The following is a 19,965-nucleotide window of genomic DNA, read 5'->3' as shown; positions in this document are numbered from 1 at the left end:
GCAAATGAAATTCACACTCTCCTGGCTGAAAGAGCACCTGGAAACAGACGCCACGCTCGATGAGATCTGCGCTCGTCTGACGATGATCGGGCTGGAGGTCGAAGATGTCGACGACAAGGCGGCGTTCAAGCCCTTCGTCATCGCCAAGGTCCTTTCCGCTGAAAAGCATCCGCAGGCCGATCGCCTGAAGGTGCTGATGGTCGACAATGGCTCCGGCAAACCGGTTCAGGTCGTTTGCGGCGCACCGAACGCGCGCGCCGGCCTCGTTGGCGCCTTCGCCGCTCCCGGCACCTATGTTCCCGGCATCGACGTGACGCTGGCGGTCGGCAATATTCGTGGCGTCGAAAGCCACGGCATGATGTGCTCGGAAAAGGAGCTGGAAATCTCCGACAGCCATGACGGCATCATCGATCTGCCAGAAGATGCGCCTGTTGGTACCAGCTTCGCCGCCTATGCCGGCCTCGATGATCCGATGATCGAGATCAACCTCACACCGAACCGTCCGGACTGCACCGGCGTTTACGGCATCGCCCGCGACCTTGCCGCTTCCGGCCTCGGCACGCTGAAGCCGCGCCTGACGCCAACCTTCGCTGTCGACGGCGATACGTCGACCGGGCTGAAGATCGAGCTGGACGATGCGCGTCTTTGCCCCGGCTTTGCGCTTCGCCTCGTGCGCGGCGTCAAGAACGGCCCGAGCCCGAAGTGGATGCAGCAGCGGCTGCTCGCCATTGGCCTCCGCCCGATCAGCGCGCTGGTCGATATCACCAATTACATGACCTTCGACCAGGGCCGGCCGATGCACGTCTTCGACGCCTCCAAGGTCAAGGGCAATCTCGTTGTCCGCCGTGCCAAGGACGGCGAAACCGTGCTGGCGCTGGATGAGCGCGAATACAAGCTCAACCCCAGCAATGTCGTCATCTCCGATGATAATGGCGTCGAGTCGATCGGCGGCATCATGGGCGGCGAGCATTCCGGCTGCGATGAGAATACGGTCGACGTGCTGATCGAATCGGCGCTTTGGGACCCGATGAACATCGCCAAGACCGGCCGCAGCCTCGGCATCATCTCCGATGCCCGTTATCGTTTCGAGCGTGGCGTCGATCCGGAATATATGGCTCCGGGTCTCGAGCGCACGACCGAGCTAGTGCTTGCCTGCTGCGGCGGTACGGCCGCGAAGGCCAAGATCGAAGGTTATAAGGGTTATGACGCCAAGATCGTCGATTTCCCCTTCTCCGAGGTCAAGCGTCTGACCGGCCTTGACGTCTCCATGGAAGAGGGCAGGTCGATCCTGACGAAGCTCGGCTTCACGGTCTCCGGCTCCGGCGAGCGTGTCTCCGTCGCCGTGCCCCCATGGCGGCCGGATGTCGATGGCAAGGCCGATCTCGTGGAAGAGATCATGCGCATCCACGGCGTCGACAATATCAAGCCGGCGCCGCTTGCGAGCCACAACGCCGTCAACGGCAAGATCTTGACGACGCTGCAGATCCGCACCCGCACCGCCAAGCGCGCGCTTGCATCGCGCGGCATGCTCGAGGCCGTCACCTGGTCGTTCATCTCGGAAGATCAGGCCAAGCTCTTTGGCGGCGGTTCCAACGAGCTGAAGCTTGCCAATCCGATCGCCGCCGACATGTCCGACATGCGCCCTTCGCTGCTGCCGGGCCTTCTGTCGGCCGCGCAGCGCAATGCCGACAAGGGCTACGGCGATGTTGCTCTCTTCGAAGTCTCCGGCACCTATGAAAATGACAGGCCGGAAGGCCAGCGGCGTGTCGCCGGCGGCATCCGTCGCGGCACCGCCACGCTCACCGGCGCCGGACGCATGTGGTCGAACGCTGCCAAGGGCGGCGGCAAGCCGGTCGATGTTTTCGATGCCAAGGCCGACGCGCTGGCCGTGATCGAAGCCTGTGGCGTGCCGATGGGCAATATCCAGATCGAGCAGGGTGGCCCCGGCTGGTATCATCCGGGCCGTTCCGGCACGATCAAGATGGGTCCGAAAGTCGTGCTCGGCTATTTCGGCGAATTCCATCCGAAGACGCTGGAAGCGCTCGATGTCACCGGCGCACTCGCCGGCTTCGAGGTCTATATCGACGCCATGCCGGAGCCGAAGAAGAAGACGACGCGCACCAAGCCGGCACTGGAGCTCTCCTCCTTCCAGGCGGTCAAGCGCGACTATGCCTTCGTGGTCGACAAGACGGTGGAAGCCGGTGCCATCATTCGCGCCGCCACCGGCGCCGACCGCAAGCTGATCACCGGCGTCAATGTCTTCGATATTTTCGAGGGCGCCTCGCTCGGCGACGGCAAGAAGTCGATCGCCATCGAAGTCCAGATCCAGCCGGCCGAGCGCACGCTGACCGATGAGGATTTCGAAGCCCTGACCCAGAAGATCGTCGCCAATGTGACGAAAACGACGGGTGGGGTTTTGCGGGGTTAAGCTGCGATCGGCTGTTGCAGAGTTTGCGGTGGGGGCGGCACCCCCTTGTCACTGTCGTGACATCTCCCCCACAAGGGGGGAGATTGGTAACTTGTGGCATCCTCTCATTTCAAACGACTACCGAACCTGCGGAAACAGAGGTTTGTTGTTTTGAAACGAGGGCGGCGGCATACTCCCCAACGATCTCCCCCCTTGTGGGGGAGATGTCCCGAAAGGGACAGAGGGGGTATCAGAACCTCAGCATAGAAGGGGTGGCTTTGAGATACCGACAGCGCTCTGTCACCGATGCAAATGATATACCTTATTCACGATGGTCCATCGTCCGTCGATCTTCAGCAGAGACAGATAGTCGGAAAAGCGCATGCCGGCGAATTCGTCGACGACTTTGACGCTTGCGGCATCGCCTTCGATATCGATCAGCTCGATCTCCATCAACGGCACCGTGTCGGGTGGTGCGCTACCTTCTTCGACGATCGCGGTGATGAATTCGTCGCGCGTCATCCACTCCACCGCGCCCTGATAATTGCCTATGATCGCGACCCGTGGATGCAGCGCTTTGCGCAAAGCCGGCTCATTCGCGAATGCCATGCCGTCGACATAGAGGTGAACAACTGCGCGGATTGCTTGCTCTTCCGACATCTCGCCGTTCCTCATTTGAGTGCCTGTTAATATAGCATGAACGCACAGACAGGCAAAAACGCCCAGTATCGCAATGATTTTATCGGGTCCTATTCCACGAAAACCCGCACGCTGGCGGCCCGGCCGGCGGCATCGATGACGGTCAGCGTCGAATAGCCGGCGCCATCCGGAATCCATTGGTTGGTGCGGCGGCGGGAAAGGTCGGGCAGCGGCTTGCCATTGGCGAGCCAACGGAACGGCGCGCGGCCGCCCTGCAGCTTCAGCGCCAGCGGCATCAGCGGGTTGGCGCCACTGTTTGCGCCAAGGTCGATGCGCGCGCCCTCCGGCGGATAGACGATCTGCGGCGCCGGTTCGCGGGTCGAGGCCGACAGCAGACCGGCGGCGGTGACTGAAAAACGTCGCTGGCTGATTGGCAGTTCGGTGGCGGAAATGCGCACCGCGCCCATGGGAGGCGGCGGAAACGGCGCGATGGCGACGCCGGATTTGGCAAATCCTTCAAACAGAATGGGCGCGGCCGAGACATAGCCCGCTAGTCCCGGCACTGCGCCGTTGTCCGGCCGACCGACCCAGACGCCGAGTACATGCGCGCCGTCATAGCCGACGGACCAGGCATCGCGGTTGCCGTAGCTGGTGCCGGTCTTATAGGCGATGCCGAGCTGCTTGCTGCCGGCCGGCGCGATGATGTCGGAGAGAATATCGGTGATGTTCCAGGCTGCCACCGGTTCCATCAGCGGCTCGCCTTCGATAGGTCCCGGCTTATCCTGGATGCCGTCGCCGATCCGCATCGGCTTGCCGCGATTGGCGAGCCCGGCATAGAGCTGCACCAGATCCTTGAGCGTGATACCGACGCCGCCAAGGCCGATGGCAAGACCCGGCGCCTCGTTGGGCGGCAGCACTGGCTTCACTTCGGCGCGACGGAAGCGCACGAGCAGCCGCGTCGGCCCGACGGCATCGAGCAGGCGCACGGCCGGCACATTGAGTGACAGTTGCAGCGCCTCGCGCACGCTGACATCGCCCTGGTAGGTCATGTCGAAATTGTGCGGACGATAGCCATAGAAATCGGCAGGGCGGTCTTCGATAATGGTTTCCTGGGCGACATATCCCTCTTCGAAGGCAAGGCCGTAGATGAAGGGCTTCAGCGTCGAGCCGGGCGAGCGCAGGACGCGCGTCATGTCGATCCAGCCCGAGCGGCTGGAATCGAAATAATTGGCCGAGCCGACTTCGCCGACGATCTCGCCGGTATGCGCATCCGCCATCACCATGGCGACCGAGACCTTCGGTCCCAGCCGCTTCGACGCTTCATCGGCAACGGCTTCCAGGCCCTGCTGAATATCCCGGCGCAGCGTCGTGTGGTGCTGGACGATCCCGGGTTCCTTGCGCAACGCGGCTTCTGCCAGATGCGCAGCGTAGGCTGGCAATTGCCGCCGCTTGGCCGGGACGGGAACGAGCGCTGCCCGCTCCGCCTCGCCATCGCCGACGGCAGCCGACACAGCGGCGCGGTCGAGCACACGACGGCGGGCCGCCTCGGCGCTCGCGAGATTGCGGTCGGGCCGGCGCTTTTCCGGCAATTGCGGCAGGGCGACGAGCAAGGCTGCCTGCGCGACCGTCAGATGCCGCGGCTCCTTGCCGAAATAGGCGAGGCTTGCGGCTCGTACACCCTCCAGATTGCCGCCATAGGGCGCATGCGTCAGATAAAGATCGAGAATCTGCTCCTTGCTGAGCCGTCGCTCGATCTGGACGGCGCGGACGATCTGCAGCAGCTTCGCCGTCACCGACCGTTCGCTGCGCGGCTCGATCAGCCGCGCCACCTGCATGGACAGCGTCGAGCCGCCGGAGACGATGCGGCCATGGCTGACGAGCTGCAGAAAGGCGCGGCCGAGCGCCACCGGGTCGACGCCGTGGTGATCGTAGAAGCGTCGGTCTTCATAGGCGACCAGCATGCGCAGGAATTGCGGATCGACATCGGCAACATCGGTTTTCAGCCGCCAGCGTCCCTCCGGCGTGGCGAAGGCGCGGAGCAGCTCGCCATTGGCGTCCAGCACTTCAGGCGAAACGATGCCGGCCTTGTCGAGCGGTGGCGGAAAGGCGTGATCGGCAGCCGCAAGGCCAAAGGCAAGCGCCACCACCGAGAGGGCGCTCACCCCGACACCGATCGCAATTTTCCACCGCGTCTTCATTGCCTGCTCTTACTGCTGTGCTGCCAGCACCTCCATGCGACCCATCGCCGTGCGGGCCGAGAATTGCGGCCGGTACATGTCCTCGACGCTCGCGGCCGGATGGTCGTAAGTGCCGGGGGTAACAGCGCGCACGACATAGGCGAAGCTCAGATCGCGGTCGGACGATTGGTCGAAGGCGGCGACGAAGCGATCGTTGCGGAACTCGACATGAGCCGGCTGCACATCGCTCAGCCAGTCGAAGTTCGAAAGCTGCGCGCTGTTGACGATGCTCGGATTGTCGATCTCGAAGCCGGCCGGCAAGAGGTCGGTGACGAGAACGCGCGACGGCCAGTCGTTGGTTTCCGTGATATGCAGCACGACCACATAGCGTTCGTTCTGCTGCGCCTGGGTGACATTCGCTTCTTCGCCGTCGAGCGTGTAATATTTGCGCTCAATGTTGAAGCCGTTGCCGCCGGCCGGCAGCGGCGTCACCGGCGCCGCGACGGTGGTCACGGAGGCTGACAGCGGCTGGCGGGTGGTGTTGGTGACGGTCAGCGGATGACCCATCAGGGCGTCACCGGTCATCTGGGCCATGTAAGCGCCGCTATGGGCAGCACCGTTGACATCGAGTGTCAGGCCATCATCGCCATTCTGCAGGGCGCGTGCGGCAAGCAGCATCCAGGTCTGTTCCTGGGTGCTGGTATAGGTCTTTGTCTGCCATTCCTTGGCGACGACGGTTGCCAGTTCCGGAATGATCGGCGGCACCGGGCGGCTTTCGGCAGCAAGTGCCAGTACGGCCGCACCATCTCGCAATGACGAACCGTAGTCGGAACGGGCGAAGCTGACCTTCGTAACCGCCGCCTGTTGCGACATCTGCAGCGCATCGACGAAGATATTGCGCGAGCGCTGCGCATCGCCATAAAGCGCCAGAGCCGCCGCCAGATGCGCCTTGGAGAGTGGCGTCGGGAAGTCGTTCAGCATGGTGTCGGCGTAGTAGCGAAGATCGCTGATCGATGCTTTCTTGTTGCGGGCGAGAACGTAGAGCGCATAGGCGATCTCGTTGCCCTGGTCCTTGACGTTGGTGTTGATGCTCAGCGAATTCTGCAGGTTCTCCAACGCCTGTACCATGGCCTGATCCGGCACCGTGTATTTCTGCTCGCGAGCACGGGTCAGGAAGTCGGTGACATAGGCGTCGAGCCAGAGATCGCCGGAACCCGGAGCCCAGAGGCCGAAGCTGCCGGTCGACGACTGATAGGACATTTCGCGATAGATCGCGTCCTGAATGCGCTTATGGATTTCAGTGTCGTCGGCGAGACCGTTCTTGATCGCCATCTCGCTGAAATAGAGCAGCGGCAGCGAGCTGCTGGCCGTCTGCTCGGCGCAGCCATAGGGATAATGGCTGAGGCTCATCAGCAAAGCCGGTACGTCGAAGGCGCTGGAGCGGCTAACATTGACGCTAACGGAAGCGCCCGGCAGCACGCTGTCGGCCAGCAGGTCAGCATTGACCGTCAGGCTCTTGCCGGATGCGAGCGTGATCAGCCGCCGTTCGGTCACCGGCAATTGCGCCGGCCGGACCGGAATGTCGACCGACTGGTCGAGCGACATTCCCGAAGCATTGGACAGGTTGATCGCAACTGCGCCGGCACCCGGTTGTCCACCGGTCAGAGGCAGCGTGATGTCGTATTTGCCGCCTTGTTTCAGATTGATCGTCTGCTGCGCGGCGCTGGCATCGACGGTCACGGCTGAATTGCCAGCCACCGTCAGCTTGTAGTCGCCGGCAGGCGCGTCGGTATTGGCGATATCGAGCCGGAGATTGGCCTTATCCCCGGGAGCGAGGAATTTCGGCAGGCTGGCCGTGACCACCACCGGATCGCGGATGATCACATCCTGCGTGGCATGGCCGATCCCGGCCTTTGACCAGGCAACCGCCATCAGGCGCGCCGTGCCGTTGAACTGCGGAATGTCGAAGCTGACATTGGCCTTGCCGTTGGCATCGAGCTTGATCGGACCAGAGAAGAAGGCGATCAGCTTTTCCGTCGGCGGGCTGGCCTGTAGGGCCGCCTGTCCGCCATCGCCGCCGGTGCGCAGCCGCCCGGTGGCGCCGAGCGAACCGTCGATGAGGCGGCCGTAGAGGTCGCGGATTTCGAGGCCGAGCTGGCGCTGGCCGTAATACCATTCGTCCGGAGCCGGCGGTTGGTAGCGCGTCAGGTTGAGAATGCCGACGTCGACGGCGGCGATCGTCACATAGGCATCTTCGTTGGCGCCTGCGCCCGCCACCTGCACGCCGATATTCAGCGGCTGGCGCGGCAGGGTCTTCTGCGGCGCATCGAGCTTAACCTGCAGCTTGCGTTCGCCGGGATCGACGGTCGCCCATTTGATGCCGATCGCGCGCATCGGCATGCGGCTTTCCTGCGCATCGCCGGGGCGGAAGAGGGTGGCGGTCACATAGGTGCCTGCGCCCCAATCGGCGGTGACGGGAATGTCGACTTCGCCGCCGGTGGCGCCGACGTCGGCATTGGTCACCGAGATCAGCGTTTCGGAGCCGGCCGTCACCATCAACTGGCCGGCATAGCGGGACGTTACCTTCAGCTTGGCCGTATCGCCGACATGGTAGCTATCCTTGTCGAGCGCGATCTCCAGCGCATCCGGCGTTTGCGTCGAGGTGGAGGCGACGTACCAGCCGGCGTCGAATTCGACGCTGGATTGCGGACCATTCGTATCGGCGGTCTCCACCTCCAGCCGGTAGCGGCCCCAGGTGACCGGAACCGAGATTTCCGCACCATCCGTCGTGGTATTGATCGTGCCAGTGGCGACTTGCTTGGTCGAGGCGATAGGCTCGTATTTCCAGCTACTGCCGTCACGATACCATTGGTAGTCGCGCTCGACGGCGAGCAGCTTCCAGGTCAGGCCCTGCATGGCCTGCTTCTGGCCGTTCTGGTTGACGGCGATGACGTGGAAATTGCCGATCGAATTTTCGCCGAGATTGCCGTCAAATTCCGGCTTGATGCCGATCCGCGGCCCGTCCGCCTTGACCGGCAGCGTCAGCGAGCGCTCGACGGCGCGGCCACCGGCCTCCTGCATGCGGACGGTGATGTTGGCGTTGAGGAGCTGCGTGGTCGAGGGCGTATCGGCGATGGTAACGTCGAAGGTCGTCTTGCCGTCCTCGTCCAGCGCCTGCAGGTCTTCGAGCGGCACTTGCGAGCTCTCGGCCTTGTTGTCGCTGCTGCTGCTGTCGCTATCGCTATCGCTGGCGTCCTGCCCGGCGGCCTCGTCGGCGAGGCCGAATTCGTAGCCCTTATAATCGTCGCTCTCGCGCGTCGGCTTCAGCGTCACTTCGCCTTCGAGGCTAAGGCCCGCCGCCGGCGCGCCGTAGAGATAGCGCCCTTCGATATTGACCGGCGTCGGCTGGCCGACTTCGATCGCCTTGGCGTCGCTCTTCATGTCGAATTCGATGCGATCCGGCACGAAATCGTCGACGAGGAAGGTCTGCGAGCCAATGGAGGCGCCCTTCGGGTCGGTATAGATGTTCATCGTCCAGGTGCCGCGCATCGAGGTCTGCTGTAGCGGCAGGTCGACATTGTAGCCGCCGAGCTTGCCGCCATCGGTAACGATGCGGCGATCCTCAACGCCGTCGGGGCGCAGGAAGACGAAGGTGAGCGGCAGGTTCTCGACCGCCATGGAGCTGACGTCGCGGGCAAGGGCCGAGGCATGCACCGTTTCGCCGGCGCGGTAGATGCCGCGTTCGGTCCAGGTAAGCAGATCGATCGCACCCGGTGCCGTGCGGCCGGTAACGCCGCGGTCGGAGAGATCGAAGCCGGCGCGGGTCATGTCGAGGAAGACGTAATCCTGATCGCCGTTCTGCGCCGTAATGACAGCCGGCGTCATGCCCGCAGTGCCGCGCATCAGGCCGGCACTGAAGGTGGCGCGGCCATTCGCATCGGTCTTCGCAGTACCGAGGATTTCATTGTTCTTGGCGAGCAGTTGCAGCTCGACGCCGGCGATCGGCTTGGCACTGCCGAGCGAGCGGGTGAAGACGTTCAAGCCATCCGTGCCGGCATAGGTCGTGACGCCGATATCGGAGACGACGAACCATTGCGTCGCCTGCGGATCCCATTCCCGGCCGGAGTTCGGTGCGACGGCGGTCAGGACATAGACGCCAGGCTTGCGCTTCGGCAACGCCTCGTCGACCGGGAAGCTGGTGACGACATCCTTGTTGAGATCCTGCTGGATATCAATCGAGCCTTGCCAGACCAGTTCGCCGCTGGTGTCCTGAATGGTCTGTGCGCTATAGCTGTCCATCTGCGTCAAAAACTGCGAATTGCTGAGCAATTGCGCGATATTGCGGTCGCCGATGCGGTAGAGCTTCAGGTTGGCCGTGGTGGTGTTGACCGAAACCAGGGGAATGCCGCGACGCGCCGTCGACGGCAGCACGAAATTGTCGCCGGTGAAGCGGATCGAGGCGGTGCGATCCTTGACGTAGACTTCGATGTCCACCTGTGCGGCAAGGTCCTCATCGACGGAGGAAGGCAGGCCGCGGCGCAACGAAATCTTGTAGTGCTGGCCGAATTCGAGACCTTCGACGCAGATCTGGTTGTCCTTGGCATCGACACCCTTCGGGGCGGCGCCATTGACGGTCACGAAGGGCGTATAGTCGACGCCGCTCTTCACCAGTTTTTCCGAGAATTGCAGGCAGGCGCGGGGCGAGGCGTTGTCGTTGTCCAGCGTGTTGCCGGTGACACGGAAGCCCTGGCGTGCTCTCAGATCCTCATAGGCGGCCTGGATCGTCGGCGAGCCGGCCAGAGCAAGGCTTGCCTTATAGGCGCTGAGCGCCTGGCGATAATTCTGCGCGTTCTGCAGCGAGGTCGCGAGCACGGCGAGCGCGTCGGCGCGGCTCCGCGTCGTGCGGGAAAGCTGATAGCCGTTGAGGGCGGCATAGGCCGCCTGGGTGGCGACCGTCGTGTCGTTCGTGATCGTGTTGGCGGCCCGCGCCATCTCGACCCAGAGCGCGCCATTGTCAGGCGCAAGCGACAGCGCACCCTGGAAGGCGTTCAATGCGTTGTTGACGTTGCCGGAGGTCAGCTCGATGCGGCCGAGCGCCGTCAGGCTTTCGACGCCTTGTCCCTTCAACTCATTGCCGAGCGTGAGCCTGCTCTTCGCATCGCGTGCGCTCTGTACGAAATTGTCGGAAAGGAAGGGGAGAGCGGGTGCGGCGCCGATATCCGGCTCGCTGACTGCTGCGGTTTCGACGATCTTGCCGGCAACAGCGCCGGGGAAGCTGTTGAGCTGGTTGAAATCGGACTTCAGGAAGCACCATTTCACCTTGGGATTATAGGTGAAGGCCTTGCAGGACTTGTCGCCGACGCAGGACGTCGAGCATTGATCCAGCGTGACATTCTGCTCGGTGCGCAGATCGAAGCCGAAGTAATCGCCGTCCGGCGTAGTGACCACTTGCCGTTTGGCATCGGCGGCGCTCGCGGGCGTCAAAGCGGCGAAGGTGGCGAGAAGAAAAGCGGAAAGTCCGATAAACGCGCGCTTAGACATAAGTCCCCCCAACGCTGCCCGTTTCGATTGGCCGCACTCTTCAAACTTCGGGCTAATTTGTCAACCGAGCGTCGAGATGCAAACGCGCGATTTCGACTATACCGATCTGTTTGGTGCGATGTCTTCGATCAAAAATTGCGACTTTGGTCTACGCTTTTCAATGCTTTTGACAGAGCGTCCGATAGGAATACCCAATCATCCGGTTCACAGCGGACTGCAAGTGCCGAAGATGTCATTCTGTACGGACAAGCGAAGCAAAATCAAAAGCTTATTTTAGAAAAGGGCGATGCCTAGTTTCGCAGTACGGAGCTTTACAGAGCGTCTGTTTCATCCTTATGACGATGGTTGCTGGGGATCGCGTTCAGTTTGTCATCGAATAGATGTGTTACGTGTTCATCGACACCGGCGGGCGCCGGTGTCGATGTTGCGCGAGAGTGGCTGACGCTCCTACAGGTTCGTCATTGCCAGCGAGGTATCCGAATAGCGCTTGCCGGCCACCAGATCGAGCGGGATGACGTTGCTCAATTCCTGAAGTTCGCCAGCCGAGAGCGTGATGTCGGCAGCGGCGGCATTCTGCTCCAGATGGTGCAGCTTGCGGGCGCCGGGGATCGGTACGATGTCGTCGCCCTGGTGCAGCACCCAGGCAAGTGCGAGCTGCGCCGCCGTGACGTTCTTGTCCTTGGCGAGGGCTTCGAGCTTGGCGACGAGGGCTGCGTTGGCATCGAAGTTCTCACCCTGGAAACGCGGCACGGCGCGGCGGAAATCGTCGGCTGCGAGATCGCTCACATTGCGGATCGCACCGGTCAGGAAGCCACGGCCGAGCGGGCTATAGGGCACGAAGCCGATGCCGAGTTCACGGCAGGCGGCAAGCACCTCTTCCTCCGGATCGCGGCTCCACAGCGAGTACTCGCTCTGCACGGCGGCAATCGGATGCACGGCATGGGCGCGGCGGATGGTGGCGGCACCGGCTTCCGAAAGCCCGAGCGCACGCACCTTGCCCTCCTTCACCAGCTCGGCCATGGCACCGACGGTATCCTCGATCGGAACGTTCGGATCGACGCGATGCTGGTAGAAGAGGTCGATAACATCAGTGCCGAGACGCTTCAGCGAGGCTTCCGCCACTTCTTTCACATGCTCCGGCCGGCTGTCGACGCCGATCATCGCCGCCGGGCCGGATTTTTCCGGATCGAGCTTGAAGCCGAACTTCGTCGCGATGACGACGCGATCGCGGACGGGCTTCAGCGCACGGCCGACCAGAACCTCGTTGGTGAAGGGTCCGTATGTTTCGGCGGTATCGAAAAAGGTGACGCCGAGATCGACGGCCCGATGCAGCGTTTTGATGGATTCGTTGTCGTCGGTTGCGCCATAGGCGAAGCTCATGCCCATGCAGCCGAGGCCGACAGCGGAGACGGAAAGTTCCTTGCCAAGTTTACGGGTTTTCATAGTCGTATCCTTTTGAGCTTAATTCTGGTCCGCGACGACCATTCTCGTCGGTCGCGTGACGAGAGAGAAATTATGTCTGCCGATAACGAATGAAAATGCATGCAAACTCAAATGGGCTGTTCTATTGATTAGATCAATGAACAGAACTCAGCTCTCCCAATTGGCGGTCTTTGCCGCCGTTGCCGCCCATCGAAGCTTCCGTGCCGCTGGCAAGGAATTGTCGATCGCACCTTCCGCAGTGAGCCATGCGGTCTCGAGCCTGGAGGAAAGCCTTGGCGTGCGGCTGCTTGCCCGCACCACCCGAAGCGTGGCGCCGACCGAGGAGGGCAAGCTGCTGTTGGAGCGTCTGGCGCCGGCACTAGAGGAGATCGATATTGCATTGGAGGACACGCTTGCCGCCCGTGGGCGTCCGGCCGGCAACCTTCGCATCACCGCGCCGCGTTTTGCGACCGACCTGCTGCTTGCCCCGCGGCTTGGCGATTTCCTGAATACCTATCCCGACATCACGCTGGAGATCGCCAACGAAGACGGCTTCAGCGATATCGTCAAGGAAGGCTTCGACGCCGGCATTCGGCTGGAGGAGAGCATCGAGGGGGATATGATCGCGGTGAAGGTCTCGCCGGATATCCGCACCGTCATCGCCGGCTCTCCGGCCTATTTCGAGAAGAATCCGAAGCCTTTGCATCCGCGCGATCTCGTCCATCACCGCTGCATCAAGCGACGATTTACCGATGGCTCTCTCTATCGCTGGGAATTCGAGAAGGACGGCCGTGAGCTGATCGTAGCCGTCGATGGCCCCTTGATTGTGATTGAGGATCGGCTCGCGGTTCTGGCGGCAGTCAATGGCGCCGGCCTCGCCTATCTGTTCGATATCCGCGTGCAACAGGAACTGGATGAGGGCAAGCTCATCCGCGTGCTGGAGGACTGGTGTGCACCCTATCCTGGCTTCTGCATCTATTATTCCAGTCGTCGTCAGATGCGCCCGGCACTCAGGGCTTTCATCGATTTCTTCAAATATACCGGGCCATAGGAGAGCAGTGAGGCCGTCTGCCGCTGCTGACGGAATTCGGATTCGTGGTGTGAGATAGAATGTCAGCACCAGCCGCACGAACAGGGACGAGACGATGAAGAAGCCGGGATCGATGAAGGGGCTGGAGGAGCTCGGCCGCGTCAGGCTATCGAAGAACTTCTTCTTCCGCGATTTCCTGCATTCGGAAATCGCCGATTTCTATCGCATTCCGAATATCCCCGACGACCCGGAGCTAGCGATCGAATCCGGCAGCCGGCTTTGCGAGGAGTTGCTGGAACCGCTGGAGGCGACCTTCGGCCGGCTGCATATCCGCTCAGGCTACCGCGCGCCTGCCGTTAATGCCTTCGGCAACAGGAACGGCTTGAATTGCTCGACGAATGCCCACACCGCCGCGCATCATATCTGGGATATGCGCGATCTCGATGGCTGCATGGGCGCGGCAGTCTGCATCGTCGTGCCATGGCTGATCGATAATTGTCGCGAAGAGGGCGATTGGCGGAAGCTTGCCTGGTGGATCCACGATCACTTGCCCTACGCCTCGCTCTGCTTCTTCCCGAAATTATGGGCCGTCAACATCCAATGGCACGAGCGGCCGCAACGGACGATCCAGAGCTTTGCCCAGCCTCGCGGCATGCTGACCAAGCGCGGCATGGCAAATTGGCAGGGCGATCATTCGGCCCTCTACGAAGGGCTTCCGAAGCCAGTTATTTGACTGGGCATGATCTTATCCAAAAATCGCGTCACACTTTTCGAGATCATGCCTTAAAAGCTGATGCGGTAACGAATGTGCCCGTCGCTCTCGACGTAGCTGTCATAGAGCTTACGGGCCGTGGCGTTGCTCTCTTCCGTATGCCAATAGAGCCGCGCCCAGGCGTTCTTTTTGCAGAGAGCGACGAGATCGTCCATCAGCGCCCGGCCGACGCCACGACCGCGCGTACTTTGATCGACGAACAGATCTTCCAGATAGCAATCCGGCGTACGCACCCAGGTGCCTTCATGGGTCAGGCAGAGCGTGAAACCCTTGACCTCCCCATCGACTTCGGCGATGCGCATGAAGATGGCGGACGCCGGATCGAAGACCCGGCGCCATGTCTTGTCGGTGATATCAGGCGCGATGCCGACACGGTAGAAGGCGAGATAGTCGGCCCAGAGCTCGCGCCAGCGGATTTCGTCTTCGGGCTTGGCATCGCGGATCACCACGGTCATCGGTTCATTCCCGTCTGTTTTATGCGCCGGCTTTGTCGAGCAGGCTCATGGCTTCGTCGGAAAGCGAAAGCTTCGCCGAATTGATCAGCGCGTCGAGCTGGCTGAGGCTGGTGGCGCTGGCGATCGGCGCTGTGACGCCGCGTTTGCGCAGCAGCCAGGCAAGTGCGACATCGGCTGGCGTCGACTTGGTTTCCGCGGCAACTGTATCGAGCGCGGCGAGAACGCGGAAGCCCTTGTCGTTGAGGTAAGACGCGACGCGGTTTTCGCGCGCCCGGCCTTCGGTATCGGCCTTGCTGCGGTATTTGCCGGTGAGGAAGCCGGCCGCGAGGCTGAAATAGGTGATGACGCCGATCTCCTCTTTCACGCAGAGATCGGCAAGCGGGCCTTCAAAGCTTTCGCGCGCATAGAGATTATATTCCGGCTGCAGCACGTCGTAACGCGGCAGGCCGGCCTTGGCGGCGGCGTCGAACGAGGCTTGCAACTGCTCCGCATTGAGGTTGGAGCAGCCGGCATGGCGGATCTTGCCCTGTTCTTTCAGCTTGGCATAGGCGCTGAGCGTCTCCTCATGCGGCGTTTCCGGGTCCGGCCAGTGCGAGAGATAGAGATCGATATAGTCGGTCTGCAGCCGCTTCAGCGAATCCTCGACCGCCCGCAGGATGTAATTCGCCTTCAGCCCCTTCTTGCCGGGACCCATTTCCGAACCGACCTTGGTGATGATGATGGCCTTGTCGCGGGCGATGCGGCCCCGCTTCAGCCACTTGCCGATGATTTCCTCGGAATCGCCGCCCTTGTTGCCGGGAACCCAGCTTGAATAGACGTCGGCTGTATCGATCGTGTTGAAGCCGGCACCGAAGAAGGCGTCGAGCAGAGCGTAGGAAGTCTTCTCATCGGCCGTCCAGCCGAAGACATTGCCGCCGAAGACGATCGGCGCGGTGAAAAGATCGGTTCGTCCAAGCTTGCGCATTTCCATGGTGGCTCTCCAAATTATCTGAGCAAAAACCGGCATCGAAAAGGCCGGAAAGGGAGGGGACGTCGATGCAAGTTATCGTCCTACCATTGGAAATGCCACTAACGATTATTTTATTCGGCCGCCGACCGTCGGTAATGGCTGGGCGACAGCTCATTATATTTCGACCAGACGCGCCGCATGTGCCGCGGCGAGGCGAAACCGGATTTTTCCGCCACGCGCTCCATGTCCAGCCGCGAATTGGCAAGCACATCGCGGGCGAGCGTGACGCGCATCAGATTGACATAGGCGGTCACCGAAAGCCCGGCATGCTCCTGAAACAGCCGGGAAATATGCCGCGCGCTCATCGCACCGATGCCGGCAAGCTCCGCGAGCGACCAACCATGGGCGGGATCGGCCATGATCGCATCCTGAACGCGGTGAATGGCGGGATGCACATGATTGCGGCCGCTGAGCCAGGGCGAAAGCTGCGGGTCAGCGCCCGTGCGGCGCATGTAGACGACCATGTGGCGGGCGATCGTCAGCGCCGTCACCGGCGAGGTGAGCTTGGAGACGATGTGCAGCATCAGGTCCGTGCCGGTTGAGATGCCGGCGCTGGAATAGCGCTCGCGGTCCTCGACATAGAGCCGGTTGTCGAGAACCCGCGCAGTGGGAGCATAGTGCTGGACCTCCTCGATACAGGCTGCGTGCGTCGTGCAGGCGTATCCTTCGAGCAGGCCAGCGCGGGCGGCAAGCACAGCGCCTGAGCAGATGGTGATGAGGGTGACGCCCGGGCGGATCGATGTCCTCAGCCAGGTGGCGAGCAGCCCGTTCTCCTCTTCTATGTCGCCAGCGTCGGATGGCGGTGTGACGCTGCCGGAGACGACGACCAGGGCGCCCTCGGGAATGCAATCGGGCACCGGCAGGAGATCGGCGACCGTCAGGCCGATCGAGGTCGTCTGCGTCGGGCGGGCGGCAATGAAGCGGTAATCGAACAGGATATCCTCCTGTTCGATATTGGCGCGGCGCAGAACCTCCACCGGCCCCGCGACATCCATCAGCAGCGTGTAGGGCGGCAGGAGGACATAGACGGGAATGACCCGGAGGTATCTGTCGCCTTGGTTCATGCAGCACTCCTGATCGCCACGGATGCAAGCGCATCTTCCACGGTGGCGATGCGGGCGAAACGGCCCGATAGCACCAGCTCGGTGCGCTTCTTGATATCGTCGGCGCTGAACACCGTACCCGACGCATGCGTCATCGGGAAGGTCAGCGTCGCCTCGGTGACGTAGTCGACATCGTAGCCGAGGTCGGAGGCGTGGCGCGTCGTCGTTTCGCAGCATTGCTCGGTGCGGATGCCGGAAACGATGAGCTTGCGGATGCCGTTTTCCACCAGCCAGACATCGAGACCGGACCCCACGAGCGCGGAATGGCGGGATTTGTGGAATACCGCGTCAGCCTCGAGCGTAATCTCCTCGAGCTTGCGGACATAGCCGCTTGCCAGGCTGAAATGATCGTCGCCGTCGACATGAAAAATCTGGACCACCGGAATGCCACGGGCCTTGGCGCCGTCGATCAAAGCCTGCAGCCGGTCTACGAAATCCGGCAGGTCGTCCGCTTGCCAGTAAGGGCGCTGGCGAAAGGATTCCTGAACATCGATAACCAGCAAAGCAGTGTCGGCATAGGACATTTTCGTATCTCCTGTGATTGAAGGATAGCCGAAGCTAGATCCATAGCGCTAGCCACAAAAGCCACATGCCGGACAAAATGAGGACAAATCCGGCCATCGAAATTCTCAGAACGATGGCGAGTTTCTGGCTTGGGGTTGCTCGATGGCATTGCACCTTGGATAAGGGCCGAATACAGTTGCCTCCGGTTCTATCGCGAGCGAGATGACCCATCGTTTCGTTCCATCCATCACTTTCACAAGGTCCTATCCGAAAGCCGCTCTGCGCTTTCTGCCCTGCGGTTGTTTGCTTCGGGATCGTGCTCCAGGAGGAAAAGTCATGCTGCGTTTCGGAATCTTATCGACCGCAAAGATCGGCCGCGAACTGGTCGTGCCGGCCATTCAGGATGCGGAAAATTGCGTGGTGACGGCGATCGCCAGCCGTGACCTTGCACGCGCTCGCGAAATGGCGGACCGCTTCTCCGTGCCGCATGCTTTTGGCTCCTACGAGGAAATGCTCGCCTCGGATAAGATCGACGCCGTCTATATTCCGCTGCCGACCTCGCAGCATGTCGAATGGACGATCAAGGCGGCCGATGCCGGCAAGCATGTCCTCTGCGAAAAGCCGATTGCGCTGAAGGCCGATGAGATCGACAGCCTGATCGCTGCCCGCGACCGCAACAAGGTGCTGGTGACGGAAGCCTATATGGTCACCTATACGCCGGTCTGGCAGAAAGTGCGCTCGCTGCTGGCAGCCGGCGCCATCGGCCGGTTGCGTCATATTCAGGGCGCCTTCACCTATTTCAACCGCGATGCCGGCAACATGCGCAACATCCCGGAACTCGGCGGCGGCGGCCTGCCCGATATCGGCGTCTATCCGATGATCAGCACCCGCTTCGTCACTGGTCGCGAGCCCCTGCGCATCCAGGCGGTCACAGAGCGCGATCCGGAATTCAGCACGGATATCTACTCCAGCGTCAAGGCTGATTTCGGCGATTTCGAAATGACCTTCTATATCTCGACGCAGATGGCTGCCCGCCAGGTCATGGTTTTCCACGGTACGGACGGTTTCATCGAGGTGAAATCCCCCTTCAATGCCGATCGCTACGGCGCCGAAGAGCTGGAGCTGACCAATCGCAACCATTCGGAATCACAGATCTTCCGTTTCCCCGACAGCCGTCAGTACAAGCGTGAGGCGGAAGCTTTTGCCTCGGCGGCATTGGGTAAGGATGCGGAAGTCGTGACGCTCGAAAGTTCGAAGCTCAATCAGAAGGTCATCGATGCCATCTATCGCGCCAGCGAGAAGGATGGCTGGGAACCGGTGTGAGTTGGTTCCTCAAGGATTTTGTCGGTGGCGGAAGACGAAGCGTGAATAGCCGAAGAAGCTGAACGCAGTCGCGGCCGCCGACGCCAGGATCAGCGCGATGATCGGCCGGAGCGTCGGCATGGAGACGAGCAGCGAGCTGAACAGGGCGTAGTTCAGCAGTGCCGAGGTCAGACCGACCGAACCATAGCGGAAGCCTTCAGCCGCAAGCGAGCGATTGGAACGGCCGAAGGTGAAATTGCGGTTGAGAAACCAGGTCGCGAGCAGCGCACTCGGTATGGAAAGGGCGCGGCCGACGAATGGGCCGAAGGGCGTGAACCAAAGCAGCAAATGCAGCACGCCCGCATCGACCACGAAGCCAACGCCGCCGGCGATCAGGAAGCGCAGAAGCTTCTTCATGCAGCCTTGGCCTTTTTCCGCCGGCTCGCCGGCTTTTCATGTTCGGCGATATAGACCGTTTGCTCGTCGCCAATCTGCCGGGATACCGGTTTGGCCAAGCTCATATAGTGGATGCGAAGCTGTTCGGCGCGGGCGCGGGCGACGGAATCGAGGATCAGCCCGGCTGTGAACATCATGATGGAAATCATCATCAATGCCATGGACAGCACCCAGGTGGGCATGCGGGCGACCAGGCCGGTTTCGAAATATTCGACAAAGACGGGGATCATGAAGCCGATGCTCGCCTCCATGAAAATGGCGCTCAAAATGCCGAAGAAGGCGAAGGGTCGCGTTTCCTTCATCAGCATCGCGAACATCCAGAGGATCTTCCAGCCGTCGCGGAAGGTCGAAAGCTTGGAGTGCGAACCCTCAGGCCGGCGACCGTAATCGAGTTCCAATTCGCTGACGGGCAGCTTCAGCCGCGAGGCATGCACCGACATTTCCGTTTCGATCTCGAAACCGCCGGATACGGCCGGGAAACTCTTGACGAAGCGCCGGGAGAAAGCGCGATAGCCGGAGAAAATATCGGTGAAGTCGGTGCCGAAGATCGTCCGGTAAAGCCAGTTGAAGATCCGGTTGCCGAAGGCATGACCCTGCCGGCCGGCATCGTCGTGCACACCACGGCGCGTGCCCACCACCATGTCGGAACCTTCGGTCAGCAGCGTGCGGATCAATTCCTCCGCATCCTCGGGCGCATAGGTGCCGTCACCGTCGGCCATGAGGTAGATGTCTGCGTCGATATCGGCAAACATGCGGCGCACCACATGTCCCTTGCCCTGGCGGCGCTCGCGCACGACGGTCGCGCCGGCAAGCATGGCTTGCAGCGCCGTCCCGTCGGTGGAGTTGTTGTCATAAACGTAGATGCGAGCCTTTGGCAGCGCCTCGCGAAAGCCGCGCACGACTTGGCCGATCGTTGCGGCCTCATTGTAGCAGGGCAGGAGAACGGCGATGTTCAGGTTCTCACTCCACATGGTTTCTGGCCAATTCTTACGCATGACGTTCACTTGAGGCCTCGACGGATAATTTGGATGAGAACTTATCCCGCTGCGCGTTAATAAGACCCTATGGCTGCGGGTGAAAAATGGCAGGTTGTGATCTCCGCGGGAACATTATCGTGATATCGGCTGCAGCGCGGCCTGGCTTTACCC

14 protein-coding genes are annotated in these 19,965 nt (G+C 61.6%); 4 read left to right on the top strand and 10 right to left on the bottom strand.

The genetic code is table 11. The features are described from left to right. Positions 1 to 4 precede the first annotated feature (4 nt). Positions 5 to 2,428, top strand: coding sequence for a phenylalanine--tRNA ligase subunit beta (gene pheT / locus GGD50_RS19255; protein ID WP_107106688.1), 2,424 nt, complete (start codon positions 5 to 7; stop codon positions 2,426 to 2,428). Between the two features lie 279 nt (positions 2,429 to 2,707). Here pheT and GGD50_RS19250 read toward each other — a convergent pair whose 3' ends face one another. From GGD50_RS19250 to GGD50_RS19235, 4 genes are all read right to left on the bottom strand, one after another. Next, complete coding sequence (locus tag GGD50_RS19250) at positions 2,708 to 3,067, bottom strand: nuclear transport factor 2 family protein (RefSeq protein WP_028750888.1); 360 nt, start codon at positions 3,065 to 3,067, stop codon at positions 2,708 to 2,710. Positions 3,068 to 3,156: 89 nt separating this feature from the next. Next, complete coding sequence (gene pbpC / locus GGD50_RS19245; protein ID WP_107106689.1) at positions 3,157 to 5,244, bottom strand: penicillin-binding protein 1C; 2,088 nt, start codon at positions 5,242 to 5,244, stop codon at positions 3,157 to 3,159. A 9-nt stretch (positions 5,245 to 5,253) separates the two neighbouring features. After that, positions 5,254 to 10,764 (bottom strand): alpha-2-macroglobulin family protein, encoded by a 5,511-nt coding sequence (locus GGD50_RS19240; protein ID WP_107106690.1) that lies wholly within the window; start codon positions 10,762 to 10,764, stop codon positions 5,254 to 5,256. A 447-nt stretch (positions 10,765 to 11,211) separates the two neighbouring features. Continuing rightward, the gene (locus GGD50_RS19235; protein ID WP_107106691.1) at positions 11,212 to 12,207 is read right to left on the bottom strand and encodes an aldo/keto reductase; all 996 of its coding nucleotides are present in this window, start codon (positions 12,205 to 12,207) and stop codon (positions 11,212 to 11,214) included. A 136-nt stretch (positions 12,208 to 12,343) separates the two neighbouring features. Between GGD50_RS19235 and GGD50_RS19230 the strand changes: the two genes are divergently transcribed. Further along, entirely contained in the window at positions 12,344 to 13,237 is an 894-nt protein-coding gene (locus GGD50_RS19230) for a LysR family transcriptional regulator (RefSeq protein ID WP_107106692.1), read from the top strand. A gap of 94 nt (positions 13,238 to 13,331) precedes the next feature. After that, complete coding sequence (locus tag GGD50_RS19225) at positions 13,332 to 13,949, top strand: hypothetical protein (RefSeq protein ID WP_107106693.1); 618 nt, start codon at positions 13,332 to 13,334, stop codon at positions 13,947 to 13,949. A 50-nt stretch (positions 13,950 to 13,999) separates the two neighbouring features. On the opposite strand, the gene GGD50_RS19220 is transcribed toward GGD50_RS19225, so the two are convergent. The 4 genes from GGD50_RS19220 to GGD50_RS19205 form a co-directional block, all read right to left on the bottom strand. Next, complete coding sequence (locus GGD50_RS19220) at positions 14,000 to 14,443, bottom strand: GNAT family N-acetyltransferase (RefSeq protein ID WP_107106694.1); 444 nt, start codon at positions 14,441 to 14,443, stop codon at positions 14,000 to 14,002. Positions 14,444 to 14,462: 19 nt separating this feature from the next. Then, positions 14,463 to 15,413 carry an aldo/keto reductase gene (locus tag GGD50_RS19215; RefSeq protein WP_107106695.1) on the bottom strand — a complete coding sequence of 317 codons (951 nt, stop codon included), beginning with the start codon at positions 15,411 to 15,413 and terminating at the stop codon, positions 14,463 to 14,465. A gap of 110 nt (positions 15,414 to 15,523) precedes the next feature. Then, positions 15,524 to 16,516 (bottom strand): GlxA family transcriptional regulator, encoded by a 993-nt coding sequence (locus GGD50_RS19210; RefSeq protein WP_107106696.1) that lies wholly within the window; start codon positions 16,514 to 16,516, stop codon positions 15,524 to 15,526. Beyond that, positions 16,513 to 17,079 carry an isochorismatase family protein gene (locus GGD50_RS19205; RefSeq protein WP_107106697.1) on the bottom strand — a complete coding sequence of 189 codons (567 nt, stop codon included), beginning with the start codon at positions 17,077 to 17,079 and terminating at the stop codon, positions 16,513 to 16,515. The genes GGD50_RS19210 and GGD50_RS19205 overlap by 4 nt, the downstream gene beginning before the upstream one ends. A 316-nt stretch (positions 17,080 to 17,395) precedes the next feature. Here GGD50_RS19205 and GGD50_RS19200 point away from each other — a divergent pair, with 316 nt between their 5' ends. Continuing rightward, positions 17,396 to 18,382 carry a Gfo/Idh/MocA family protein gene (locus tag GGD50_RS19200; RefSeq protein WP_107106698.1) on the top strand — a complete coding sequence of 329 codons (987 nt, stop codon included), beginning with the start codon at positions 17,396 to 17,398 and terminating at the stop codon, positions 18,380 to 18,382. 9 nt (positions 18,383 to 18,391) lie between these two features. On the opposite strand, the gene GGD50_RS19195 is transcribed toward GGD50_RS19200, so the two are convergent. Together GGD50_RS19195 and GGD50_RS19190 are read right to left on the bottom strand one after the other, a co-directional pair. After that, the gene (locus tag GGD50_RS19195) at positions 18,392 to 18,778 is read right to left on the bottom strand and encodes a GtrA family protein (protein ID WP_107106699.1); all 387 of its coding nucleotides are present in this window, start codon (positions 18,776 to 18,778) and stop codon (positions 18,392 to 18,394) included. Continuing rightward, positions 18,775 to 19,788: a glycosyltransferase gene (locus GGD50_RS19190; protein ID WP_107106700.1), complete on the bottom strand. Its 1,014-nt coding sequence runs from the start codon at positions 19,786 to 19,788 to the stop codon at positions 18,775 to 18,777. Before GGD50_RS19190 ends, GGD50_RS19195 begins: the two co-directional genes overlap by 4 nt. Positions 19,789 to 19,965: the final 177 nt, after the last annotated feature.

The organism is Martinezella paranaensis, assembly GCF_014200235.1.
In the GTDB taxonomy this organism is placed as follows: Bacteria; Pseudomonadota; Alphaproteobacteria; order Rhizobiales; family Rhizobiaceae; genus Rhizobium; species Rhizobium paranaense.
Note: the sequence above shows the minus strand (reverse complement) of the source record. Positions and strands in the feature narration are given on the sequence as shown.